The organism is Pseudomonas sp. S2_B07, from assembly GCF_054668435.1.
Genome location: NZ_CP162769.1, coordinates 5,312,261 through 5,335,294, shown reverse-complemented (window position 1 = coordinate 5,335,294; position 23,034 = coordinate 5,312,261). Strand labels below are relative to the sequence as shown.

21 protein-coding genes and 1 pseudogene are annotated in these 23,034 nt (G+C 60.7%); 9 read left to right on the top strand and 13 right to left on the bottom strand.

The genetic code is table 11. The features are described 5' to 3' along the window. Nucleotides 1-131 precede the first annotated feature (131 nt). The 3 genes from AB4N43_RS24590 to xopAW all read left to right on the top strand — a co-directional run bounded on the left by AB4N43_RS24590 (nucleotide 132) and on the right by xopAW (nucleotide 3,061). The gene (locus tag AB4N43_RS24590) at nucleotides 132-890 is read left to right on the top strand and encodes a response regulator (protein WP_027924004.1); all 759 of its coding nucleotides are present in this window, start codon (nucleotides 132-134) and stop codon (nucleotides 888-890) included. Next, nucleotides 890-1,945 carry a sensor histidine kinase gene (locus tag AB4N43_RS24585; protein WP_194940674.1) on the top strand — a complete coding sequence of 352 codons (1,056 nt, stop codon included), beginning with the start codon at nucleotides 890-892 and terminating at the stop codon, nucleotides 1,943-1,945. The genes AB4N43_RS24590 and AB4N43_RS24585 overlap by 1 nt, the downstream gene beginning before the upstream one ends. Before the next feature lie 246 nt (nucleotides 1,946-2,191). Further along, on the top strand, nucleotides 2,192-3,061 hold the full coding sequence (gene xopAW, locus AB4N43_RS24580; protein ID WP_460152059.1) for a XopAW family type III secretion system calcium-binding effector: 870 nt from the start codon (nucleotides 2,192-2,194) through the stop codon (nucleotides 3,059-3,061). Between the two features lie 136 nt (nucleotides 3,062-3,197). Here xopAW and AB4N43_RS24575 read toward each other — a convergent pair whose 3' ends face one another. The 10 genes and pseudogenes from AB4N43_RS24575 to AB4N43_RS24530 form a co-directional block, all read right to left on the bottom strand. Continuing rightward, nucleotides 3,198-4,253, bottom strand: coding sequence for an AI-2E family transporter (locus AB4N43_RS24575; protein ID WP_027924001.1), 1,056 nt, complete (start codon nucleotides 4,251-4,253; stop codon nucleotides 3,198-3,200). A gap of 67 nt (nucleotides 4,254-4,320) precedes the next feature. Next, a complete protein-coding gene (locus AB4N43_RS24570) occupies nucleotides 4,321-5,127 on the bottom strand; it encodes a DUF4892 domain-containing protein (RefSeq protein ID WP_027924000.1) in 807 nt (268 codons plus the stop codon). Between the two features lie 44 nt (nucleotides 5,128-5,171). Continuing rightward, nucleotides 5,172-5,273 (bottom strand): annotated as a pseudogene (locus AB4N43_RS24565) (thioredoxin domain-containing protein); the annotation flags it as partial. 50 nt (nucleotides 5,274-5,323) lie between these two features. Next, nucleotides 5,324-6,178 carry an alpha/beta hydrolase gene (locus tag AB4N43_RS24560; RefSeq protein ID WP_460152057.1) on the bottom strand — a complete coding sequence of 285 codons (855 nt, stop codon included), beginning with the start codon at nucleotides 6,176-6,178 and terminating at the stop codon, nucleotides 5,324-5,326. Next, entirely contained in the window at nucleotides 6,175-6,981 is an 807-nt protein-coding gene (locus AB4N43_RS24555) for an alpha/beta fold hydrolase (protein WP_027923998.1), read from the bottom strand. The genes AB4N43_RS24560 and AB4N43_RS24555 overlap by 4 nt, the downstream gene beginning before the upstream one ends. A gap of 269 nt (nucleotides 6,982-7,250) precedes the next feature. Further along, the gene (locus tag AB4N43_RS24550) at nucleotides 7,251-7,694 is read right to left on the bottom strand and encodes a hotdog fold thioesterase (protein ID WP_027923997.1); all 444 of its coding nucleotides are present in this window, start codon (nucleotides 7,692-7,694) and stop codon (nucleotides 7,251-7,253) included. Between the two features lie 32 nt (nucleotides 7,695-7,726). Beyond that, nucleotides 7,727-9,394, bottom strand: a complete 1,668-nt coding sequence (locus AB4N43_RS24545) for an AMP-binding protein (protein WP_027923996.1) — start codon at nucleotides 9,392-9,394, stop codon at nucleotides 7,727-7,729. Nucleotides 9,395-9,605: 211 nt separating this feature from the next. Then, a complete protein-coding gene (sixA, locus tag AB4N43_RS24540) occupies nucleotides 9,606-10,058 on the bottom strand; it encodes a phosphohistidine phosphatase SixA (protein ID WP_027923995.1) in 453 nt (150 codons plus the stop codon). Further along, entirely contained in the window at nucleotides 10,055-10,402 is a 348-nt protein-coding gene (locus tag AB4N43_RS24535) for a DUF4389 domain-containing protein (protein ID WP_027923994.1), read from the bottom strand. Before AB4N43_RS24535 ends, sixA begins: the two co-directional genes overlap by 4 nt. Before the next feature lie 32 nt (nucleotides 10,403-10,434). Further along, a complete protein-coding gene (locus AB4N43_RS24530; RefSeq protein WP_027923993.1) occupies nucleotides 10,435-11,460 on the bottom strand; it encodes an NAD(P)H-dependent glycerol-3-phosphate dehydrogenase in 1,026 nt (341 codons plus the stop codon). Between the two features lie 197 nt (nucleotides 11,461-11,657). Between AB4N43_RS24530 and AB4N43_RS24525 the strand changes: the two genes are divergently transcribed. From AB4N43_RS24525 to AB4N43_RS24500, 6 genes are all read left to right on the top strand, one after another. Continuing rightward, nucleotides 11,658-13,781, top strand: a complete 2,124-nt coding sequence (locus tag AB4N43_RS24525) for a TonB-dependent receptor plug domain-containing protein (protein ID WP_410922903.1) — start codon at nucleotides 11,658-11,660, stop codon at nucleotides 13,779-13,781. Then, nucleotides 13,782-14,714, top strand: a complete 933-nt coding sequence (locus AB4N43_RS24520; protein WP_410922902.1) for an ABC transporter substrate-binding protein — start codon at nucleotides 13,782-13,784, stop codon at nucleotides 14,712-14,714. It abuts the gene before it with no gap. Beyond that, nucleotides 14,711-16,612, top strand: coding sequence for an ATP-binding protein (locus AB4N43_RS24515; protein ID WP_460152053.1), 1,902 nt, complete (start codon nucleotides 14,711-14,713; stop codon nucleotides 16,610-16,612). Before AB4N43_RS24520 ends, AB4N43_RS24515 begins: the two co-directional genes overlap by 4 nt. 247 nt (nucleotides 16,613-16,859) lie before the next feature. Beyond that, the gene (fabA, locus tag AB4N43_RS24510; RefSeq protein WP_008148022.1) at nucleotides 16,860-17,375 is read left to right on the top strand and encodes a 3-hydroxyacyl-[acyl-carrier-protein] dehydratase FabA; all 516 of its coding nucleotides are present in this window, start codon (nucleotides 16,860-16,862) and stop codon (nucleotides 17,373-17,375) included. A gap of 11 nt (nucleotides 17,376-17,386) precedes the next feature. Further along, a complete protein-coding gene (gene fabB, locus AB4N43_RS24505) occupies nucleotides 17,387-18,607 on the top strand; it encodes a beta-ketoacyl-ACP synthase I (protein ID WP_027923989.1) in 1,221 nt (406 codons plus the stop codon). Nucleotides 18,608-18,907: 300 nt separating this feature from the next. After that, nucleotides 18,908-19,096, top strand: coding sequence for a hypothetical protein (locus AB4N43_RS24500; RefSeq protein WP_027923988.1), 189 nt, complete (start codon nucleotides 18,908-18,910; stop codon nucleotides 19,094-19,096). A gap of 70 nt (nucleotides 19,097-19,166) precedes the next feature. On the opposite strand, the gene AB4N43_RS24495 is transcribed toward AB4N43_RS24500, so the two are convergent. The 3 genes from AB4N43_RS24495 to relA form a co-directional block, all read right to left on the bottom strand. After that, nucleotides 19,167-19,709, bottom strand: a complete 543-nt coding sequence (locus tag AB4N43_RS24495) for a DUF2058 domain-containing protein (protein ID WP_059182324.1) — start codon at nucleotides 19,707-19,709, stop codon at nucleotides 19,167-19,169. Nucleotides 19,710-19,737: 28 nt separating this feature from the next. Next, nucleotides 19,738-20,571, bottom strand: a complete 834-nt coding sequence (gene mazG / locus AB4N43_RS24490; RefSeq protein ID WP_410922901.1) for a nucleoside triphosphate pyrophosphohydrolase — start codon at nucleotides 20,569-20,571, stop codon at nucleotides 19,738-19,740. A gap of 122 nt (nucleotides 20,572-20,693) precedes the next feature. Beyond that, nucleotides 20,694-22,937: a GTP diphosphokinase gene (gene relA, locus AB4N43_RS24485; RefSeq protein ID WP_027923985.1), complete on the bottom strand. Its 2,244-nt coding sequence runs from the start codon at nucleotides 22,935-22,937 to the stop codon at nucleotides 20,694-20,696. Nucleotides 22,938-23,034 lie beyond the last annotated feature (97 nt).

Below are 23,034 nucleotides of genomic sequence, written 5' to 3'. Positions count from 1 at the left end.
CATCGCTACCGTCGGCAGCCGCAACACGTCCTTACAGCACTTCCCGCCTCCGGGCCGGACGCCTATGCTGAAGCCACAACCTCGCAGCCCATCTTTGTGGTTGGCAGCCTCTCTGGCAGATGAACGCACGCATGCACAACACCCAAGCCCCTTTGAACGACGATCAAAAAGCGCCCGGCGATGACAAACGCTGGAGCATTCGCGCCCTGATCGTCGACGATGACGTCCCGATTCGCGAACTGATGATCGACTACCTCGCCCGGTTCAACATCCACGCCAGTGGGGTCACCGACGGCGCGGCGATGCGTCTGGCGCTGCAAGCCGAACATTTCGACGTGGTGGTGCTGGACCTGATGCTGCCGGGCGAAGACGGTTTGTCGTTGTGTCGCTGGCTGCGTGCCGAGTCGGACATTCCGATCCTGATGCTCACGGCCCGCTGCGAACCGACCGACCGGATCATCGGCCTGGAACTGGGCGCCGATGACTACATGGCCAAACCGTTCGAACCCCGTGAACTGGTGGCGAGGATTCAGACCATTCTGCGACGGGTGCGCGATGATCGCACCGAACAACGGGCGAACATTCGCTTCGACAATTGGCGCCTGAACAGCGTGTTGCGCCAGTTGATTGCCGCCGACGGCCTGGTGGTGCCCCTGTCCAACGCCGAGTTCCGCCTGCTCTGGGTGTTTATCGAACGTCCGCGCCGGGTGCTCAGCCGCGAGCAATTGCTGGACGCCGCTCGTGGCCGCTCGATCGAGGCCTTTGATCGCAGCATCGACCTGCTGGTCTCGCGCCTGCGCCAGAAACTCGGTGATGACCCCAAAGCCCCGCAGTTGATCAAGACCGTTCGCGGTGAGGGTTATCTGTTCGACGCCAGAGACATCGGCTGATGCGTGCGCGCTTCGATACGCTGTTCGGCCGCCTGTTCGGCGTGCTGTTGCTGGCGATTTTCCTTGCGCACCTGTTGGCCTTTGCCTGGTTTCACCATTACGGCCCGCCCCCTCCTCCACCGCCACGGCCGCAGTTTTCCCAAGGCCTCGACGGGCAGCGCCCACCGATGGACCCACGCTTTGAAAACCGCCCGCCTCGACCATGGTTCGGCGGGCCGTTGGTGCCGCTGACCTTTCAATTGATCTCGCTGGTCATTGCGGCCTGGTACGGCGCCAAACTGCTGAGCCGACCGATCCAGCGCCTGAGCGATGCCGCCGAGCGCTTGAGCGAAAACCTCGACAGCACGCCGCTGGACGAGTCGGGGCCACGGGAAGCGCGGCAAGCGGCCTACACCTTCAACTTGATGCAGAAACGCATCATCGAACAGGTGCAGCAGCGCTCGCGGATGCTTGGCGCGGTGTCCCATGACCTGCGCACGCCGCTGTCGCGACTCAAATTGCGCCTGGAGCAGATCGACGACGAGAAGCTGCAAGGTCAGATGCGTCAGGACCTGGACGACATGATCAGCATGCTCGACGCCACCCTGACGTATCTGCATGAACAGCGCACCAGCGAGGCCCGGCAATGGATGGACGTGCAAGCGTTGGTGGAATCGTTGTGTGAAAACGCCCAGGACCAGGGCGCCGATGTGCAGGCCAGCGGTCACTGCGCCCCGCTGCAAGTCCAGCCGATGGCGTTGCGTTCGTGTATCAATAATCTGCTGGATAACGCGCTGCGCTACGCGGGACAAGCGTTGATCACCCTCGAAGACAGTCGCGAAACCCTGGTAATTCGGGTGATTGACCATGGGCCGGGTATTGCGGCAGATAAACGTGAGGCGGTGTTTGAGCCATTCTTTCGCCTGGAAGGCTCACGCAACCGCAACTCCGGCGGTGTCGGCCTGGGCATGACCATCGCCCGCGAGGCTTCGGAACGTCTGGGCGGACAATTGAGCCTGGAAGAAACACCAGGCGGTGGTTTGACCGCCGTCATTGATCTACCTAGATCCCTGTAGCAGCTGGCGAAGCTTGCGTTCGGCTGCGCAGCAGTCGTAAACCGACTGACTCTATCTTGCTGAAACACCGCGGTGAAGGGTCTAGCGACTGCTTCGCAGTCGAACGCAGGCTTCGCCAGCTGCGACAAGTACCTGTCGTGATCTGTGTACTGACCGGTACAAACCTCACATACCCACGACACCTTGCCCCTTGAGGCTGCAGAAGCCGGTGTCCCCACCGGTATTCCATTCCAGGGAGTGAGCACAATGATCGGTAGCGTCAGCAACTACACGAGCTATACCAGCACCAGCAGCACCACAAACAATACCGCCCGCAGCCAGCCGTTCCAGAAAGAACTGCTGGCCAAGCTCGATACCAACAGCGACGGCGCGGTGGATCAGGACGAGCTGAAAAGTGCCTTGTCGCAAAAATCCGACGACGGCCTGTTGGTCAACCTGAGCAAAAATTTCGCCGACCTCGACAGCGATAACAGCGGCAACCTGAGCAGTGAAGAAATGGCCGCGATGGCCCCGCCTCCGCCACCGCAACACGATCAACCACCGAGCACTGAACTCGCCGATGCAATGATCAGCGCCCTGGACACCGACGGTGACGGCGCCATCAGCAGCGACGAGCTGAGCACCGGCCTGACCAGCGCTGGCAGCAGTGCCGACAGCAAGGAAATCTTCTCGGCCCTGGACAAGAACCAGGACGGTACCGTCAGCAAGGACGAACTCGCCGCCAGCCTCGCCCCTGCGCCCCCACCGCCACAGCAGGTGTCCAGCGAGGAACTGTTCGGCCAGCTCGATACCGACAGTGATGGCAGCGTGACCGCCACCGAACTGAGCAGCGCGCTGCAGGCGAGCAACCGCCCGTCATCGACCAGCACCGACACCAGCGCCGCACTGCTCAAGGCACTGGACAGTGACAGCAGCGGCGGCGGTGTCAGCGGCGGCGGTGTCAGCAGCGATGAATTGAAAGCAGCCTTGCAAGCAGGCCGTGAGAAAACCAGTGACAGCTCGACCGATCAGTTCAACGTCAACGATGCGCTGCACAAGATGGTCGCCAATCTGAGCAAACAGTATTCGCTCGATAACGTGGCGACGGTGGGCAAGTACCTGAACGTCGCGACCTGAGCCAAGCGTCAAGCCCGGTAGACCGCAGCGACCCTATCGCGAGCAGGCTCACGCCTACAGGGGATTTGTGAACGACACAGATCCAGTGTAGGCGTGAGCCTGCTCGCGATGGGGCCATAAGCCTGAATACAAAAATCTAAGGGCGGCGATCTTCTACCCGAGCCTGACTCTTGCTCCAGTCAGTCAGCAAGCTGTATGCCACCGCCAACAACGTCGGCCCGATAAACAGCCCGATAAAACCAAACGCAATCAACCCGCCGAACACCCCCAGCAGCACAATCACCAACGGCAGATTCCCGCCCCGGCTGATCAGGTACGGCTTGAGCACGTTGTCGACGCCACTGATGATGAACATGCCCCAGATTCCCAGGAACACCGCCATCCCGTACTCACCTTTCCACGCCAGCCACGCCGTTGCCGGAATCCACACCAGCGGTGGCCCCATCGGAATCAGACTGAGCAGGAAGGTCACGATGCCCAGTACCAAGGCTCCCGGCACCCCGGCGATCAGGAACCCGATCAGTGCCAGCACGGCCTGCGCCGCTGCCGTACCGATCACGCCGTTCACCACCCGCTGCACCGTGCCCGCCACCAGATCAATGTAATACCCGGCACGCTCGCCGATCAGGCGCTCCAGCAACCCATGAACAAAGATCGCCAGACGCGGGCCGTCGCGGTAGAAAAAGAACACAAACACGATGCTCAGTGTCAGCTCGAGAATCCCGCCGCCGATCTGCGCACTGCGCGCCAGCAGCCAATTACCGACCTGCCCCAGATAAGGCTTGAGCGCGACCATCATCGCCGCGCCCTGTTCATCGATGCTGTTCCAGACCACCACCAACCGTGCGCCCACAAAGGGAACACTGCCTAACCAGTCAGGCGCCTGCGGCAGGCCTTCGACTTGTACATCCTTGATAAACACCGTGGCGTCACGCACATGGTCGGCCAGGTTGAACCCCAGCCATACCAGCGGCACGGCCACCAGTAACATCCAGCCGAGGGTCAGCAGCGCTGCCGCCAAGGATTCGCGGCCATTGAGCCAGCGGGTCAACAAACGCATCAGCGGCCAACTGGCAAACGCCAGCACCGCGCCCCAGAACAGCGCCGACCAGAACGGCGCCATCACCCAGAAGCTCGCACCAAACAGCACCAGGAGCAGAATCTGCACCAACAGCCGATCATTATTGGGCATGTAAAGTCTCGAAAAAATCAGTCAACAAAGGGTAGACGAATGCGCCGTGCGCATTCGCCTGTGCAGCTTATCGCAACAGCTCGATGTGCAGGCCAGAGCCTTCGACGGTGCCGCCTTCCAGTCGCGCCGCACGCACGCCCTGAGCAATCAATGCCTGACGCCAGGCCTCAGCCTTGGCACCGGAAACACTGACTCGCAAGGTGGTGTCCAGGTTCAGTCCGCGTGAAATCAGACGCAGCCACGTGTCGTCGGGATCAGCGTTCAGTTTCGGGAAATCGAGTTCACCGGTGCTTTTAAGCTGACGCAGCAGAGTGGCCGACGTCGGCAACAAGTCGCCCAACGGCGCCGCCGCATCGAATTGCTCGACATGCAGGTAGGCTTTGCGGTTGCCGCGAGTGATGCTGTAAAGCGCCACCAGCGAATTGTCCTGTGGCGCCGCCAATCTCAGCAGCAAATACGCCTGTTGATCGTCGGCACCGTAGAGCTTGGCATTGCCGAAGACTTCGTTGGCCCACAGGCTGCTTTCGCCGCAATCGCGGGCCTGGCACCAGAACAGCAACTCGGCGCCCTGTTTTTGCAAGGCTTCCCGCGCGGCGGTAAAGGCTTCGGTGGAGGAATGCTCCGGCGGCAACTCATAGGTGACCGAGGTGGTTTGCCCGCGTGCCGTGACCTGACCGTCAAAGCGCAACTGGCCACTGATCTTGCGGATCGAACCCAGGGGGTAAATCCGTTCGAGCTCGACGGCCGGACGATAATCAACGATCTGCGCATCTTCCATGCGCGGCAGGATCGGCAAGTCCTGACTGCCGGGGACATCCGCGGCAAACGATAAAGGACTGAAACAGCACAACGCCAGCAGACTGAGTGAACGCATGGACAGGCTCATCGGATCAGCATGGCCTGAGCCCCTTTTAACGTTCGTTCCTTTTTGTCGAAATCCGGCGCATGCAGGCCGGGTTCCTCGATCACGATAGAGACCTTGTGGCCGTTCGGGGTCGCAGCGGTATAGCGATCTATCATGGTTGTCTCCCATTTCAACCCGCCCAGCCTCGACAGTTGCCCGGCGCAAGTCAAGGAACGGCGAAGAACCGATTGAAACAGTCTGCGACAAGGTCGGCGCCGGTTTCGTCATTCAGGTGCAAATGATGACCGCCTGGCAGCTGTTCACGGCTAAAGGGTAGACGTTCCAGCAACTCGGAATGTTTGGCGAGCATGCCGTCGGCCGCGACCACCAGTTTGGCCGGACAACTGACTCGCTGGACAAAAGCCATGGCCTGTTCGGTGGTCAGACGCAGCGGCGATGGCAGCGTCAGGCGGTTGTCGGTGCGCCAGGTGTAACCGCCCGGCACGGGCATCAAGCCGCGCTGGGCCAGCAGCTCGGCGGCTTCGCGACTGACCGCCACCAACCCCTTCATGCGCGCTTCGATGGCGCGATCGAGGGTGTTGTAGACCGGTTTTTGCTTCTCCCGCAAATCCAGCTGCGCTTGCAGGGCCATGCCCATGCGCTCGGCGGCATTTTCGCCTTTGTCTGTAGGAGGAATGAGGCCGTCGATCAACGCCAGGTGTGTGACGCGCTCCGGCATCGACCCGGCAATGATCAACGAGGCGATGGCCCCCATGGAGTGCCCCATCAGCGCAAACCGCTTGAGGCCCAGTTGTTCGGCGACTTGCAACACGTCATGGGCGTAATCCCACATCGCGTAACCGGCGCCAGGCGGGCGATGCCCGGAATGACCGTGACCGGCCATGTCCAGGGCGATGATGCGCAGGCCTTTGAGCTTGGGCGCCAGTCGGGCAAAGCTGTTGGCATTGTCCAGCCAGCCATGCAGCGCAATCACCGGCAAGCCGTCTTCAGGACCGAACAAGTGTGCCGCCAACTCGATGTGCGGCAGGCTCAGACGGACTTCTTCGACGACATTGCTCATGCGCAATCCTTTTGACGGCGACCGTCCCATCGGCTGAACAGGGTTTTCAGCAGCGTGGCCGTGTCGTGTGGACGTTCGAGAGGAAACATATGACCGCCGGGCAGCGTCAGGGATTCACCCTGCGGCATGCGTCCGACAGCGCTGGCGTGATGACGCATCACCACGCGGCTCTTGTGCCCGCGCACCACCGCCAGCGGCACTTTCAGCTGACGCGTGCGACCGGGGCTGGTGTGGGGCACGCCACGGTAGATGCTGATTTCCGTGGCAGGATCGAAGCGCAGGCGCAGTGTGTCACCCACCTTGTGCAAACCGTGTTGCAAGTAGGCGTCAAAGCATTCCGGGTCAAAACTGCGGAACAAGGTTTTGCCTGAGAAGTAGCTACGCGCACTTTCGAGGTCGGCGAATTCTTCTCGGCGCCCCAGGGTACGGCCGGCCGGGGTCAAGCGGTCGATGAAGCCGAAACGCTTGGCGGCGCGAATGACCCATTGATCGGTGCGGGTCAGGACCGGTGAATCGAGCATCACCACGCCGCGATACAACTCCGGGCAACGCAAGGCCGCGTGCAAGTGCAGCACGCCCCCAAAGGAATGGCCGACGCCCCACACCGGTTCCGCTTGCTGCTTGAGGTGATGGATCAGTTCGTCCACCAGGTTGTACCAATTGTCGTCCGCGGGAAAACGCGGGTCATGAGCGTGCTGCTCCAGATGCGTCACCTGATACTCGGGCGCCAGCGCCGCGAACAACTTGCCGTAGGTTCCGGAAGGAAAGCCATTGGCGTGGGCGAAAAATATCTGTTGCGACATACCGGCAAATCCATGAGCGAGAACAGGCGTTGATTGTCCGTAAGACGACGGCTGACAGCAATGACTGTAAGTGACAGGAATGATGACAGTCCGGTCAGGGCAATACCGAAACGCTGATGAAGATCCCTGTAGCAGCTGTCGAGCCTTGGCGAGGCTGCGTTCGCGGTCAACCTGAAACACCGCGTTGGTAGATTTCACGACGGCTTCGCAGCCGAGCGCAGCCTCGCCGGGGCTCGACAGCAGCTATACGAGGCGGATGCAGGCTTCGTTTAGCGGGCCGGCGGGTTCTCCCCCAGCGGCACGACCGCCATGGTCAGGCGCGACACGCAACTGGCCTTGCCTTCATCGCTGGTCAAGCGGATGTCCCAGACGTGTGTCGTGCGGCCAATGTGGATGGGCGTGGCCACGGCCGTCACCCGCCCACTGCGCAGGCCGCGCAGGTGGTTGGCGTTGATTTCCAGGCCCACGCAGTAAAACTTGCTGGCGTCGATGCACAGGTAGCTGGCCATTGAGCCGACCGTTTCGGCCAGCACCACCGACGCGCCGCCGTGCAGCAGGCCGTAAGGCTGGTGAGTGCGGTGGTCAATGACCATGCTCGCGGTCAGGGAGCCTTCGTCAAACGCTTCGAAGCGGATATCCAGCACTTCGCCGATGGTGTTTTTCTGGATCGCGTTCAACTGCTCGATGTTGGGAGTGGTACGCCACAGACTCATCGCTGCTTTCCTTTGTTGGTTTTGTTCGTGGCTCAATCCTGCCACAGCACCGCCTCGCTGCGCTCGCTCCATTCTTCGAAGCGGTCGCCGTAAGCCGCTTCGATCACGTTGCGCTTGATCTTCAGTGTTGGCGTCAGGAAGCCGTTTTCCACGGCCCAGCTGTCCTTGACCACCACCAGACGCCGCAAACGCTCGTGTTTGTCGAGGACGCCATTGACCTCATCCAGGAGTTTTTCCAGGCTTGAGTGCAGCCCCGCCCTCGCCGTGCCGCTGGCGTCCTGCTGCCCGACCGCCGATAGCACGCACAGCCCCAGCGGTGCACTCAAACCGTCACCGACCACGCACACTTGTTCAATCCGCGAATGCACCGCCAGGCGATTTTCAATCGGTGCCGGCGCGACGTACTTGCCCTTGCTGGTCTTGAAAATTTCTTTCAGGCGTCCGGTCAGGCGCAGGTTGCCTTCGGCGTCTTCCTCACCCTTGTCGCCGGTGCGCAGGAAGCCGTCCCCGGTGATGGTTTCAGCGGTTTTCTGTGGTTCCTTGAAATAGCCGAGCATGGTCGCGCCGCTGCGCACCATGACCTCGCCCGATTCGTCGATCCGCACTTCTACCTCAGGGCACGGCTTGCCGATCCAGCCGGACTTGTTCTCGCCGGGCCGGCCAATGTGCGAATAGCCGCAGCTCTCGGTCATGCCGTAGACCTCCAGCACGTCCAGCCCCAGTTTGCGGTACCACAGCAGCAAGGTTTGTGGCACGGGCGCAGCGCCGGACAAGGCAACGCGCAACGCGTCCAGCCCCAGCCCGGCGAGGACTTTATGCCCGACCCGCTTGCCGATGAAGGGCAGCCCGAGCAGAAAATCCAGGCGTTTTGCCGGGATCTTGCTGTACACGCCCATCTGGAATTTGGTCCAGATCCGCGGCACACCGAACAAGGCAGTAGGCCGGGCGCGCTTTAAATCCGTCAGGAAGGTGTCGAGACTCTCGGCAAAAAACACCGTCTGCCCGGTGTAAATCGACGCCAACTCAACGAACATCCGCTCGGCCACATGGCACAGCGGCAGGTAGGACAACAGCCGGTCCGACTCGTTGAGGCCGAATAGCTGCGTACCGCGGGTGGTGGCGAACCCCAGATTGCCGAAACTGTGCATCACGCCTTTGGGCAGGCCGGTGGTGCCGGAGGTGTAAATGATAGTGGCCAACTGATCGGCTGCCGGCGTGGGGTCATCCTGGATGGGTGAGCTGCGTTGCAGGTCGGCCCAGCTGAAATCGAAGGTGCCCGGTGGGTGCAACGGCAGACTGATCGTCGGCAGCTCAGGTCTGACGCCGAGGGACATGCTTGGCCAGTCATCGAGCTTGCCGATAAACGCCAGCGCTGCTTCGGAATGATCGAGTACCTGGGCCACCGATTCGGCGGTCAGGTTGGGGTACAACGGCACCGAGACATGCCCGGCCATCCAGATCGCCAGGTCGGCGATGATCCAGTGGGCACAGTTTTTCGAGATCAGTGCGATGTGGCTGCCTTGCGGCAATTCACGAGCGCGCAGCCAGTGCGCGGCGCAGCGAGCCTGATGGCCGACGTCGGCCCAGGTCAGTGTTTCAACTTGCCCGCCACCCGTGGGCTGGACCAGAAAACGCTGGCGTGGATGACGGGCCTCACGCTCGTAGAAAACATCCAGCGGCAAACGAAAAGCAGCAGACATGCGACTCGCTCCTGAATTTTTGATCTGGAGCAAGCGTAGTCAACCAAGCGGTTGCTTGGTTGACTATTTCATTACAAAAATCAGCAACACCGCAGCCCCCTGTAGGCGCCGGGCTTGCCCGCGATGCAGGCGCTGCGGTTTATGAATCAGACCGCGTCAATGCAATCGCGGGCAAGCCTCGCTCCCACATTGATGCCCTGTACCGACAGTGCTAAGGGTGTTTGATGCCCTTGAGTTTCATGGCGCCGGCCGGCGGCAGGTCACCTTCTAGCTCTGCCAGGCCGGCGGTCTTGACGGTTTCCGGCTCTTGCAGGTGACCGTGTTGCAGGTAACCGAGCAGATTGCCCACCAGCGGGTTGTGGCTGACCAACAGCGCGTTATCCACCGACACCAACTGCTCCGACACCGCTTGCGGGCGGTTGTCGGGCGTCAGCCACTCGACGGTGCGGATGTTCGGTTCGAACCCCAGCGCGTCGCGCACCAACTGCGCGGTCTGTTGCGCACGCAGGTAAGGGCTGGCGTAGATCGCGGTAATCGGCTGACCGATCAACTCGGCCGCACTGCGCAGCACTTCTTCGCGACCACGAAGAGTCAGCGCTCGCTCGGAATCAGGACGCGAGCCATACGGTTCAGCTTCACCATGACGCAATACCCAGAGTTTCATAGCTTGGGTTCCTCATCTCGGGCCGGATGCGGCGCGGGCGCCACAACATGCGGAGCTTCACCTTCCGGTGTACGCGGCGTCGGCCAGTCGGCGAACGGCCAGGGTTTCTGGTCGCTGTGGAAGCTGCCGAAACGACCGATCTGCGCCAGGAACTGGCTCAGGCTGTCGCCAAAGTTCATCAGGCTGGCGCTCGGGGCGCCATAGAACAAACGATAGATCAGTTGCACCAGCACTACCGCGCCCAGGATGAACTGCGCCACTTGCCAGACCAGCACGAAGACAATCATCCACAGCACCCGCAGCAGGATGGACTCGTACTTGGTTTCCATTTTCGGATCGTTCATGTCGTGCTCCCCTGCTTATTTACAAAGCGTGCTTAGTTGAAACCGCTGGTCGAGATGAAGTCGACGTCGGTTTTCGGTTCGCCGCGCATCAACAGCTCAATCACTTGATTTAGCGTGCGCCCTTCGAACAGGATCGCGTGCAGCCCGGCGACCAGCGGCATATAGACGCCCACCTCCTGAGCCTTGGCCTTGAGCACTTTGAGCGTGTTCACGCCTTCGGCGACTTCACCCAGACGCGTCACCGCTTCCTCCAGGCTCAGGCCCTGGCCGAGGGCGAACCCGACCTGGTAATTGCGGCTTTTCGGCGACGAGCAGGTGACGATCAAATCGCCCACCCCGGCAAGACCGAGGAAGGTCATCGGGTTGGCGCCCTGATTCACTGCAAAACGGGTCATTTCCGCCAGTGCTCGAGTGATCAGCATGCTCTTGGTGTTTTCGCCCATGCCCAGCGCCACGGCCATGCCGGCAATGATCGCGTAGACGTTTTTCAGCGCCCCGCCCAACTCGACGCCAAAGCGGTCGGCGCTGGCGTACACGCGAAAAGTCCGGCCATGCAGCGCTTCCTGAACTCGCTGACACAGCTCTTCGTCTTCGCTGGCGACCACCGTCGCGGTCAGCGCGTGTTCGGCGATTTCACGGGCCAGGTTCGGTCCGGACAGCACGCCGATGCGCGCTTGCGGAGCGATTTCCTCGAGGATCTCGCTCATCAGCTTGAAGGTGTGGGCTTCGATGCCTTTGGTCAGGCTGACCAGCAGTTTGCCGCTCAACTGTGCGGCATGCGGGACCAGGACCGAGCGCAGGGCACTGGAGGGCAGCGCGACGAAACACAGGTCGCAGGCGTCCAGCGTGGCTTGCAAGTCTGTCACCGGTTCTACCGCAGGGAGAATCTTGATGCCTTTGAGGTAACGCGGGTTCTCGCGATTGACCCGGATGGCCTCGGCCTGTTCGGGGTCTCGCATCCACTGCCGGACCTGATGCCCGTTTTCGGCCAGCAGATTAGCCACGGCGGTACCAAAACTTCCGCCTCCCAGGACCGCAATTGGGCGCTGTTCAGTCATATGCAATCCGTTAATCCATACCAGTGGCGATGTCGGCATTATACGGAGCGCCCCCGTGGCGGCCAGCCCCTGCGTCAATTACCAACACTTGTAGGAAGAAGACCAATAAATACGAGGAAAATGCCGGCATCGTGAATGGAAAAGTGACCGCGCTCGGTTAACATGCGCGCCAACTCCTCACGATCAAAGGGTATGACGTGTCGCTTGGTTCTCCATCATCCCGTTCGCCGCTGGTCCTGGCGCTGATGTTCAGCCCGTCCTTGCTGGCCGACGATTTGTTCCTCGACAACGAACCGCTCCCGCAAGTGCTGACGGCGACACGCCTGAAGCAATCGCCGGCCGCAGTTCCGGGGAGCATGACGGTGATTGACAGCGAATTGATCAACGCCAGCGGCGCACGGGACATCAGCGAATTGTTGCGACTGGTGCCGGGTATGATGGTCGGCAACATCAGCGGCAACCAGGCCACCGTGAACTACCACGGCACCAACGCCACTGAGGCCCGCCGCCTGCAAGTGCTGATCGACGGTCGCTCGGTGTACCGCGCAGGCCTGGCCACGGTGGACTGGAGCGATATTCCGGTGGCCATGGAGGACATTGAGCGCATCGAAGTGTTTCGCGGCCCGAACACCGTCAGCTACGGCGCCAACGCGCTGATGGCCGTGGTCAACATCATCACGCGCAACCCGGCCAACAGCCATGGCACCCGCGTGAAAGTCACCCGTGGTCAACGCGGCATCAACGACTATTACGCCAGCCAGGGCACCGGCTGGGACGGCGGCGACTTGCGTCTGTCACTGTCGGGGCAGCAAGACGACGGTTTCGATTCGGACCGCAACGGGGCCGATTATCGGGACAGCCGTCGCCTGAACCGCTTCAACCTTGCGGTCAGCCAGACGCTCGCGCAAAACCAAAGCATCGACTGGCAATTGAATGCGAAGGAAGGCACCAACCAGCGACCGTATACCTACCGCCCGGTGTTCCCGGGGATTACCGCCGCCGGGGACAATTCCGACGTCGCCGCCAAAGATTACGCCGGCTCGCTGCGCTGGAACCTGGACCTCAATCCCGATCACAGCCTGTATGTCCAAGGCTCGGCCCAACACTGGGATCGCCAGCAAACCTGGCGCGCCTGTGATGCCGAAGCGTCGTTCAGCCCGGAGCTGACCCAGCTTTGGCAGCTCAACCCGAATTACACCGAACGCCTGGCGCGCAACATGGATCGCTTCACCGGTCCCGGCGCACCTCTGGGCACGCCAGCGGAACAAGCGCTGGCCAATCAGGTGCTGGGGCAATGGAAAAACGGCGCCCGGCAAACACTCTGTGGCGACATCGACCAGAGCGCCCGGGAATCGCGCTACGACCTCGAAGTGCAGGACACCCTCAGCCTGTCCGACAGCCTGCGACTGGTCAGCGGCATGAACTATCGTTACGACCGGGCCGATTCCGAGACCTACTTCAATGGCACGCTCGACGACACCACGTGGCGCACGTTCGGCCAGCTGGAATGGCGTGCCACCGAGCACTGGTTGTTGCAGGGCGGGGCGATGTTCGAAGACACGCAATTGACCGGCAGCTCACTGACCCCGCGCGTGGCGGTCAATTACCTGATCAACCCGCGTCATGGCTTGCGTGCCGTGTATTCGGAAGCGATTCGCTCACCGGACATGTTCGAGAACAACGTCAACTGGAGTTACCAGGTGACCAACCTGCGGCCCACCGCTTACGGCCAGACCAGCGCCCGCTATTTCGTCAAGACCCGTGGGCCCGGCGACCTCGACAAGGAACGCATGCGCTCGCGAGAGCTGGGCTACAACGGCTACTTCGTCGAACTGGGGCTGAGCGTCGATGTGAAGCTGTTCTACGACGAAATCAACGGCATGATCAGCGAACCGCTGCGCAACAATCAGTACATCGCCAGCAACTCCAACACCTCGCGCTTCACCGGGGCGGAAACGCAACTGGACTGGCGCCTCGGCAGCGCTGACCGCCTGCGCCTGACCTATGCCTACGTGGACACCGACGCCAGTAATCCGCTGGATGAGCAACAGACCGCGCGCAACAGCGGCTCCGCCGGTTGGCTGCGCAACTGGGGACAGGGCTGGAACAGCGCCCTCTTCTACTATGGCGACGATGCGCTCAACGGCTATCGCTTCGAGCGGGTCGACACCCGCATCGCCAAACGCCTCGGTTTGGGCAAGGCCAACCTGGAACTGGCCGGCATCCTTCAGCAACGCCTGGACAATCAACCCACCACCTTTGTCGACAACAACTACGACGAGCGCCGAGTGGTTTACTTCAGCGCGGAGCTGACGTTTTAAATGCGCCGTCGCCTGTCATGGAAGTCGCCGCGACCGGGTCGCCTGCTGGCCGGGTTGTGCCTGGCGGTTGGCTGCCTGCTCGGCGCCCTGCCGATACAGGCTGCAGACATTCTGTTGACCGGCACCGAAGACAGCCCCGGCGTGCAGTCCTTCGTCCATGCATTGAGCGAGATGCGCCCCACCGACAACGTCCGCTTCCAACTACTGGCGAGTCTCCCCTCGCCGGGTAAACTGCCTGCCGCCACGCGCCTGATCCTGCTGGATCTGCCGAGCCTCGACTGGCGTCAGCAAGAGGCCCTGGGGCCGACGACGCTGGTACTGCGCATCAGTCGCCTGCAAGCCCAACAACGTTTCGGCGTGAACTTTCCACCACACCTCAGCCTGCTCTGGAGTGATCCGCCACTGGATCGGCAATTGCGCCTGACCCGACTGATCCTGCCCCAGGCGCGGCGCGTCGGCGTGCTGTTCGACAGTCACAGTGAATTCCTGCTGAAAGAAATGCGTCTGGCCGCCCTGGGGGAAAGTCTTGATGTGGTCGCCGAGCGCTGGGATAACACCAATGACAGTCGCCCCTTGCAGGATTTGCTGAAAAACTGCGACGTGCTGCTGGGCCTCGACGATCCCGACCTGTACAACCCGAAAACCGCAAAAAATCTGCTGTTGAGCAGCTATTCCCGGCAACTGGCCTTGATCGGCCCGAATGCCGCGTTCGTCAAGGCCGGCAGCCTGGCCAGCACTTACAGCGATCAGAGCGACTGGCTGCAAGTGCTCGACGAATTGCTCGACCTGCCACCGACGAGCTGGCCGCGCGCGCTTTACCCGCAACACTTCAAAGTCTCAAGTAACCCGCAAGTGGCTCGTTCATTAGGTATTGAGCAGATTGATGACGCATCTGCCGCCCTCCAGCTGGCTGAAGGAGAAAGCCGCCCATGACCTTCCGACGCCCTTGGGACATCAATACCCGCACCCAAATGATCAGCCTTGGCCCGGCCCTGTTGCTGACATTGGTGCTGATCAGTTTTTTTACGTTCGTACGGATTCAGGACCTGCGTCAGGAGCTCAATCACACCGGGCAGTTGATCGCCAACCAATTGGCTCCCGCCACCGAATACGGGGTGATTTCGGGTAACAACGAGGTGCTCGAAAGCTTGCTCAAGGCGACACTCGCCACGCCGAACGTGCGTTTCCTGGAGGTCCAGGACAACGCCAACCGGATTCTGGTGTACGTCGAGCAACCCTCGGAAACCCACCGACGCTCGCAGCAGGTTGAAGTGTTCCAGGCACCGGTGCGGTTGCAGCGGATCGCGCTCAACAATGATTTTTTCCAGGGCTCCAAAGCCTCGAGCACCGGCCCCTCCGAGGACTATCTGGGCCGGGTGATCGTCGGTCTGTCGAATGACGCCTTCAACCAGCGTCAGCAGGAAATCCTGTTGAAAGCCGCGATCCTCGCCCTGTTCGCCCTGCTGTTTACCTTTCTGGTGGCACGGCGCCTGGCGGGCAGCCTGTCGCAACCGATTCGCGACATTGGCAACGCGGTGAAGGCCATCCAGGAAGGCGATTACACACGCCCCTTGCCGATTGTCGACGACACCGAGCTGGGCGCGCTGTCGCAACACATCAACAACCTCGCCAGCGGCCTCGAACAAGCCAGTCGCGAACAGCATCAGGCGATGGCGCAGTTGATCCAGACACGCGAGGAAGCGGAAAAGGCCAACAATGCCAAGTCTGATTTCCTGGCGATGATGAGCCATGAACTGCGCACGCCGATGAATGGCGTACTCGGCATGCTGCAATTGCTCGAAACCACCGACATGACCGAAGAGCAGGTCGAATACGCGGCACTGGCCTCGGAGTCCACCGAACACCTGCTCAAGGTCATCAACGACATTCTCGACTTCTCGCGCATCGAGCGTTCGGAACTGGAACTCGAGCACATCCCGTTCAATCTCGCGGACCTGGTCGTCAGTTGCGCCCAATCGTTCCAGCACAGCGCGGCGCAACGCGGGCTCGATCTGCAGTTGCTGATCCCCGACGACATGCGCGCCCTCCAGGTTCAAGGCGATCCGACACGCATCCGGCAGATTCTGGTCAACCTGGTCGGCAATGCCTTGAAGTTCACCGAGCATGGCCGCGTCAGCATCGAACCGCAGTGGCAATCGCTGGACCACGAACTGCTGTGGTTCACCTGCACCGTGCGCGACAGCGGCATTGGCATTTGCGCTGAAAGCCTGGAGCTGATGTTCAATGCCTTCCAGCAGGCCGACAGCTCCATCTCACGACGCTACGGGGGCACCGGCCTGGGGCTGCCGATTGCCCGCACGTTGGCTGAACGCATGGGCGGCACCTTGCGGGCGCAGAGCGAAGAAGGCCAGGGCTCGGTGTTTACCCTGGAAATTCCGCTGGCTCTCTATAAGCAGACGCTTCCGGTGCTGGCCCCGAGGGCGCAGACCGGCAATGAGGATGGCGCGGGGCATAACGTGTTGCTGGTCGAAGACAACCCGGTCAATCAGACCGTGATCGAAGCAATGTTGCGCAGCCTGGGCTTTACTGTCAGCGTCGCCACCGACGGCGCGCAGGCCGTGCGTAGCGCCGAAAGCCTGATTTTTGAAGCGATCCTGATGGACTGCCGACTGCCGATCATCGACGGCTATGAAGCGACCCGACAGATTCGCCAATTGCCCGGCTGTGCGGACTTGCCGATCATCGCCTTGACCGCCAATGCGCTGCAGGGCGATCGCGAAGCCTGTTTGTCGGCGGGCATGAACGATTACTTGGCCAAGCCCTTCAAACGAACGGATTTGCAGCAAATTCTGCAGCGCTGGGTGCAGTAGTACAGGCCTTTCGACCATCTGCGACTGGCGTGAAAGGCGAAAGTGCGGCAGTCTTAGGCACCCGAACAGGCCCGAAAAGGGGCTTGAATAATAATTTCAGTGCACAAGTGTACATTCATGTCCTTGGTGCTGTGACTTTCACCACAACGCAATAGTCTATGAGTAGGCTGCTGACTCGAGGCATGAACGCCTCGATCGGCCGGGAGATTTGCCCCACCCTGCCGCATGGGACTATTGAGGAGCTCGCATGACCCAACAAAACGCCTTTACTCGGGAAGACCTGCTGCGCTGCAGTCGCGGTGAGCTGTTCGGCCCAGGTAACGCACAACTGCCCGCCCCGAACATGCTGATGGTGGATCGCATCACCCATATCAGTGCCGAGGGTGGCAAGTACGGCAAAGGTGAATTGGTCGCCGAGCTGGATATCACTCCGGACCTGTGGTTTTTCGCCTGCCACTTCGAAGGTGATCCGGTGATGCCGGGCTGCCTGGGCCTTGACGCCATGTGGCAATTGGTCGGCTTCTTCCTCGGCTGGCAAGGCCTGCCGGGCCGTGGCCGTGCGCTGGGTTCGGGCGAAGTGAAATTCTTCGGCCAGGTCCTGCCGACCGCCAAAAAAGTCACCTATAACATTCAGATCAAGCGCGTGTTGAAAGGCAAACTGAACCTGGCCATTGCCGACGGTTCGGTCAGCGTCGACGGCCGCGAGATCTACACCGCCGAAGGCCTTCGGGTCGGCGTTTTCACCTCCACTGACAACTTCTAAGGGTTATCCGCATGCGCCGCGTCGTTATCACTGGTCTGGGCATCGTTTCGTGCCTGGGCAATGACAAAGAGACCGTCTCCGCTAACCTGCGTGCAAGTCGCCCTGGCATCCGGTTCAACCCGGAATATGCCGAAATGGGTCTGCGTAGCCAGGTTTCCGGCTCCATCGACCTTCCCCTCGAAGAACTGATCGATCGCAAGATCTATCGCTTCGTTGGCCACGCGGCGGCTTACGCCTACCTGGCCATGAAAGACGCCATCACCGACTCCGGTCTGACCGATGAGCAAGTCTCCAACCCGCGTACCGGCCTGATCGCCGGTTCCGGTGGCGCCTCCACGCTGAACCAGATGGAAGCGCTGGACATCCTGCGCGAGAAAGGCGTGAAGCGCGTTGGCCCGTACCGTGTAACGCGGACCATGAGCAGCACCGTTTCCGCTTGCCTGGCCACCCCGTTCAAGATCAAGGGCCTGAACTACTCCATCGCTTCTGCCTGCGCCACCAGTGCTCACTGCATCGGCAACGCCATGGAACAGATCCAGATGGGCAAGCAGGACGTCGTGTTCGCTGGCGGCGGCGAAGAAGAGCATTGGAGCCAGTCGTTCCTGTTCGACGCCATGGGCGCACTGTCCAGCCAGTACAACGAAACCCCGGAAAAAGCTTCCCGTGCCTACGACGCCAAGCGTGACGGTTTCGTCATCGCCGGCGGTGGCGGCATGGTCGTGGTCGAAGAGCTGGAACACGCTCTGGCCCGCGGCGCGAAGATCTACGCGGAAATCGTTGGCTACGGCGCGACTTCCGACGGCTACGACATGGTCGCCCCAAGCGGCGAAGGCGCCATCCGCTGCATGCAGATGGCCATGTCCACCGTTGACGCTCCGATCGACTACCTGAACACCCACGGCACCTCGACTCCGGTCGGCGACGTCGCGGAAATGAAAGGTGTGCGTGAAGTGTTCGGCGACAAGGCTCCGGCCATCAGCTCCACCAAGAGCCTGTCGGGTCACTCCCTGGGCGCCGCCGGCGTTCACGAAGCGATCTACTGCATGCTGATGATGGAAGGCAACTTCATGGCCGGTTCCGCCAACATCGAAGAACTGGACCCGGAAGTGGCAGACATGCCAATCCTGACCAAGACGCGCGAAAATGCCACCATCAACACCGTGATGAGCAACAGCTTCGGTTTCGGTGGCACCAACGCCACGCTGGTACTGAAGCGTTGGGCAGGTAAGTAATACCTCGCCGTTTCGCTGCACACAAAAACGCCCCGACTGGTTCGGGGCGTTTTTTTTGTGCCCTAATAAAGTGAATGCACCGCAGTTCCTGTAGCAGCTTGGTTATTCATGAACATGAAGCTTTTGTCATAAAACTCAACGCCCTGCGACCGAATGTCGCGCGTTACGCGGGCTGCAGGACTTTTGCAGAATCGGCAATTGTCCGTTACCAATCCCGAGCGTTTACTTAGCAAGCTAACAAAACGTATAACAAAGACCTGCACACGCCTTGGTGCAGATAATTGAGATTGGAGCTAGCAGATGACTGTAAAAGTAACTGAACGCGACGATTCACATAAATCCCATGAGGGTGTAGCCGCTGGTATCCGCATTTGGGATGTCCACCAACAGGACCTACTGGTGGGGATGTTTCACTCCGAGACTGACGCGCACAACTACAAAACCGAACTGGAAACACTGGAGCAGCAAAGGGCGTTGCGCTCCGCTTGAGCAACTACAGCATTGAAAACGACAAACCCCGCCATGAGCGGGGTTTGTCGTTGTTGCAACCTCTAACGGCTTACCACATCAGATCATCCGGAATCTGGTAGGCGGCGTACGGATCGTCCTCGGCGGCCACTTCTTCAGTCTTCACGTTCATCTGCACGATGCGTTGTGGATCACGCTCCTGGATCTTCAGCGCCGCTTCACGCGGGATCACTTCATAACCGCCGGCGTGGTGCACGATGGCCAGGAAGCCATTGCTGAGCTGATTACGCATCAGCGTGTTGACGCAGAGGCGCTTGACCTTTTTGTCATCAACGAAGTTGTAGTAGTCCTCGGTGGTCAGCTTCGGCAGACGCGAGACTTCGATCAATTGCTTGATCTGCGCGGCGCGGGCCTTGGCCTCGACTTTTTCCTGCTGCTGACGGTTCAGCTCCTGGTCGCGCTTGACCTTCTCGGCCTTCGCTTCCTGCGCCGCACGCTGCTGCGAGTCATCCAGCTCGATATGGCCTTTGTGGGCCAGGCGCTGTTGTTTCTGCTTCTCTTTGCCGACCTGTTTGGCCTGCTTCTGGTTGACCAGCCCTGCTTTGAGCAACTGGTCGCGAAGGGAAATGCTCATGGTGCTTGTTTCTCACTTAGGCAACTGCTCAACCGCAGCTGGTCAAATTCTTTTCCTGACGTTTGGCTTCGCCCCACAAGGCGTCCAACTCTTCGAGGGTGCAATCTTCTATGGGACGGTGGGTGTCGCGCAATGCCTGTTCGATAAAACGGAAGCGTCTTTCGAATTTGCTGTTGGCGCCACGCAGCGCGGTTTCCGGATCAACCTTGAGATGACGCGCCAGATTGACCACGGAAAACAGCAGATCACCGACTTCATCGGCAATCGCCGCCGAGTCATTGTCGGCCATCGCTTCGAGCACTTCATCAAGCTCTTCACGAACCTTGTCCAGCACCGGCAAGGCGTCCGGCCAGTCGAAACCGACCTGCCCGGCGCGCTTCTGCAACTTGGCCGAACGAGACAACGCCGGCAGCGCAGCAGGCACATCGTCGAGCAAGGACAGTTGTTGCGGCGCGGCAGACTTCTCGGCGCGCTCCTCGGCCTTGATCTCTTCCCAGCGCTGCTTGACCTGTTCTTCACTCAGGCGCGGGATGTCCATGGGCGCGTACAGATCACCGGTGGGGAACACATGAGGATGGCGACGGATCAGCTTGCGGGTGATGCTGTCGATCACACCGGCAAACTCGAAGCGCCCTTCTTCCCGGGCCAGCTGGCTGTAATAAACCACCTGAAACAGCAAATCCCCCAACTCGCCCTGCAAATGATCGAAGTCGCCGCGCTCGATGGCGTCAGCGACTTCATAGGCTTCCTCAAGGGTGTGCGGGACGATGGTGGCGTAGGTTTGCTTGATGTCCCACGGGCAACCGAAATGCGGGTCGCGCAGACGGTTCATCAAGTGCAATAAGTCTTCGAGTGAATACATCAATCAGTCTCTACACAAACCCTTGCAGGAGTGAGCCTGCTCGCGATGGGGGCGTGTCAGTCGGCATTAATCGTGACGGATACACCGCTATCGCGAGCAGGCTCACTCCTACATTGATCATCTCAAGGAGTACGGTTACGGCGGGTTTCGATGATGTTTGGCAACTGGGAAATCCGTCCCAGCAACCGCCCAAGCGCATCCAGCCCCGGAATCTCGATGGTCAGGGACATCAACGCGGTGTTGTCCTCTTTGTTCGAGCGGGTGTTGACCGCCAGCACGTTGATCCGCTCGTTGAGCAGCACCTGCGACACGTCACGCAGCAAGCCGGAGCGGTCGTAGGCGCGGATGACGATGTCCACCGGGTAAGTGAGCACCGGCACCGGGCCCCAGCTGACCTGGATGATCCGCTCTGGCTCGCGCCCGCCCAGTTGCAGCACCGAGGCGCAGTCCTGGCGGTGAATGCTCACGCCGCGGCCCTGGGTGATGTAGCCGACGATGGCATCCCCCGGCAACGGCTGGCAGCAGCCGGCCATTTGCGTCATCAGATTGCCGACACCCTGGATCTGAATGTCGCCACGCTTGCCCGGTTTGTAGCCGGTGGCTTTGCGCGGGATCAGCTCCAGCTGCTCGTTGCCGCGTTCCGGCTCGACCAGTTGCTGCGCCAGGTTCACCAGTTGCGCCAGGCGCAGATCTCCGGCGCCCAAGGCCGCGAACATGTCCTCGGCGGTCTTCATGTTGGCCTTGTCGGCCAGCTTGTCGAAGTCCACCGCCGGCAGGCCCAGACGATTGAGTTCACGCTCAAGCAGGGTTTTACCAGCCGCGACGTTCTGGTCACGCGCCTGCAACTTGAACCAGTGGACAATCTTCGCCCGTGCCCGCGAGGTGGTGATGTAACCCAGGTTCGGGTTCAGCCAGTCGCGGCTCGGGGTGCCGTGCTTGCTGGTGATGATCTCGACCTGTTCACCGGTTTGCAGGCTGTAGTTGAGCGGCACGATCCGGCCGTTGATCTTCGCGCCACGGCAGTTATGGCCGATTTCGGTGTGCACGCGGTACGCAAAGTCCAGCGGCGTCGCGCCTTTGGGCAGGTCGATGGCGTGACCGTCCGGGGTGAAGATGTAGACCCGGTCCGGCTCGATATCGACCCGCAACTGTTCCGCCAGGCCGCCGATATCGCCCAGCTCTTCGTGCCACTCGAGGACCTGACGCAGCCAGGAGATTTTCTCTTCGTAGTGGTTGGAGCCGGATTTGACGTCGGTGCCCTTGTAGCGCCAGTGCGCACACACGCCCAGCTCGGCTTCCTCGTGCATGGCGTGGGTGCGGATCTGCACTTCCAGCACCTTGCCCTCGGGGCCGATCACCGCGGTGTGCAGCGAGCGGTAGCCGTTCTCTTTCGGGTTGGCGATGTAGTCGTCGAATTCTTTGGGAATGTGCCGCCACAGGGTGTGGACAATGCCGAGCGCGGTGTAACAATCGCGCATTTCCGGCACCAGCACGCGAACGGCGCGCACGTCGTAGATCTGGCTGAATTCCAGACCCTTGCGCTGCATTTTGCGCCAGATCGAGTAGATGTGTTTGGCCCGGCCGCTGATGTCGGCATCGACGCCGGTGGCCTGCAATTCATTCTTCAGCTGGCTCATCACGTCAGCGATGAAACGTTCGCGATCCAGACGCCGTTCATGCAGCAACTTGGCGATCTGTTTGTACTGGTCAGGCTCAAGGTAACGGAAGGACAAATCCTCCAGTTCCCACTTGATGTGACCGATACCGAGACGGTGCGCGAGAGGCGCATAGATGTCGAAGACTTCACGGGCGACGCGATTGCGTTTTTCGTCGTCGGCGGTTTTCACCGCTCGAATCGCGCAGGTGCGTTCAGCCAGTTTGATCAGCGCGACGCGAACGTCGTCGACCATGGCGACCAGCATTTTGCGCAGGTTTTCGACCTGGCCCTGAGTGCCCAGCACCAAGGATTTACGCGGGCTCAGGCTGTCGCTGATCGCCGCCATGCGCTGCACGCCGTCGATAAGCTTGGCCACCACCGGGCCGAAGCGCTGGCTGATCGCAGGCAACAGAATCTGCCCTTCGCGCACGCCACGGTACAAGATCGCGGCGACCAGTGAATCCTGATCGAGTTTGAGGTCGGCGAGAATCTCGGCGATCTCAAGGCCCGTGCGGAAACTCGACGTCCCTTCGGACCAGAGATTCTTCGCCGCATTGGCCTGCTGTTCAGACGTACGAGCGAACTCGCACGCTTCCTTCAAGGCTTCGCGATCCAGTGCCGGATCGACACTGACCGCATGATCGAGCCAAGCCTCGAGATTGATACTGCCGTCTGTATTGATCGGCTGGTGTGCTCTCACCTGTACCATCTTGCTTACCTTCCCTACGACGCAGATTCAATGCGTCAAATCGCTGACCTTCGTTGCCCGCTTGCGCTCGCGGGGCTCATGCGAGCGCTGCACGGGC

Excerpts from the sequence above, each read along its gene's own strand:
- AB4N43_RS24590 (WP_027924004.1), top strand. The coding sequence starts at position 132 with ATGCACAACACCCAAGCCCCTTTGAACGACGATCAAAAAGCGCCCGGC.
- AB4N43_RS24585 (WP_194940674.1), top strand. The coding sequence starts at position 890 with ATGCGTGCGCGCTTCGATACGCTGTTCGGCCGCCTGTTCGGCGTGCTG.
- xopAW (WP_460152059.1), top strand. The coding sequence starts at position 2,192 with ATGATCGGTAGCGTCAGCAACTACACGAGCTATACCAGCACCAGCAGC.
- AB4N43_RS24575 (WP_027924001.1), bottom strand. The coding sequence starts at position 4,253 with ATGCCCAATAATGATCGGCTGTTGGTGCAGATTCTGCTCCTGGTGCTG.
- AB4N43_RS24570 (WP_027924000.1), bottom strand. The coding sequence starts at position 5,127 with ATGCGTTCACTCAGTCTGCTGGCGTTGTGCTGTTTCAGTCCTTTATCG.
- AB4N43_RS24560 (WP_460152057.1), bottom strand. The coding sequence starts at position 6,178 with ATGAGCAATGTCGTCGAAGAAGTCCGTCTGAGCCTGCCGCACATCGAG.
- AB4N43_RS24555 (WP_027923998.1), bottom strand. The coding sequence starts at position 6,981 with ATGTCGCAACAGATATTTTTCGCCCACGCCAATGGCTTTCCTTCCGGA.
- AB4N43_RS24550 (WP_027923997.1), bottom strand. The coding sequence starts at position 7,694 with ATGAGTCTGTGGCGTACCACTCCCAACATCGAGCAGTTGAACGCGATC.
- AB4N43_RS24545 (WP_027923996.1), bottom strand. The coding sequence starts at position 9,394 with ATGTCTGCTGCTTTTCGTTTGCCGCTGGATGTTTTCTACGAGCGTGAG.
- sixA (WP_027923995.1), bottom strand. The coding sequence starts at position 10,058 with ATGAAACTCTGGGTATTGCGTCATGGTGAAGCTGAACCGTATGGCTCG.
- AB4N43_RS24535 (WP_027923994.1), bottom strand. The coding sequence starts at position 10,402 with ATGAACGATCCGAAAATGGAAACCAAGTACGAGTCCATCCTGCTGCGG.
- AB4N43_RS24530 (WP_027923993.1), bottom strand. The coding sequence starts at position 11,460 with ATGACTGAACAGCGCCCAATTGCGGTCCTGGGAGGCGGAAGTTTTGGT.
- AB4N43_RS24520 (WP_410922902.1), top strand. The coding sequence starts at position 13,782 with ATGCGCCGTCGCCTGTCATGGAAGTCGCCGCGACCGGGTCGCCTGCTG.
- AB4N43_RS24515 (WP_460152053.1), top strand. The coding sequence starts at position 14,711 with ATGACCTTCCGACGCCCTTGGGACATCAATACCCGCACCCAAATGATC.
- fabA (WP_008148022.1), top strand. The coding sequence starts at position 16,860 with ATGACCCAACAAAACGCCTTTACTCGGGAAGACCTGCTGCGCTGCAGT.
- fabB (WP_027923989.1), top strand. The coding sequence starts at position 17,387 with ATGCGCCGCGTCGTTATCACTGGTCTGGGCATCGTTTCGTGCCTGGGC.
- AB4N43_RS24500 (WP_027923988.1), top strand. The coding sequence starts at position 18,908 with ATGACTGTAAAAGTAACTGAACGCGACGATTCACATAAATCCCATGAG.
- AB4N43_RS24495 (WP_059182324.1), bottom strand. The coding sequence starts at position 19,709 with ATGAGCATTTCCCTTCGCGACCAGTTGCTCAAAGCAGGGCTGGTCAAC.
- mazG (WP_410922901.1), bottom strand. The coding sequence starts at position 20,571 with ATGTATTCACTCGAAGACTTATTGCACTTGATGAACCGTCTGCGCGAC.
- relA (WP_027923985.1), bottom strand. The coding sequence starts at position 22,937 with ATGGTACAGGTGAGAGCACACCAGCCGATCAATACAGACGGCAGTATC.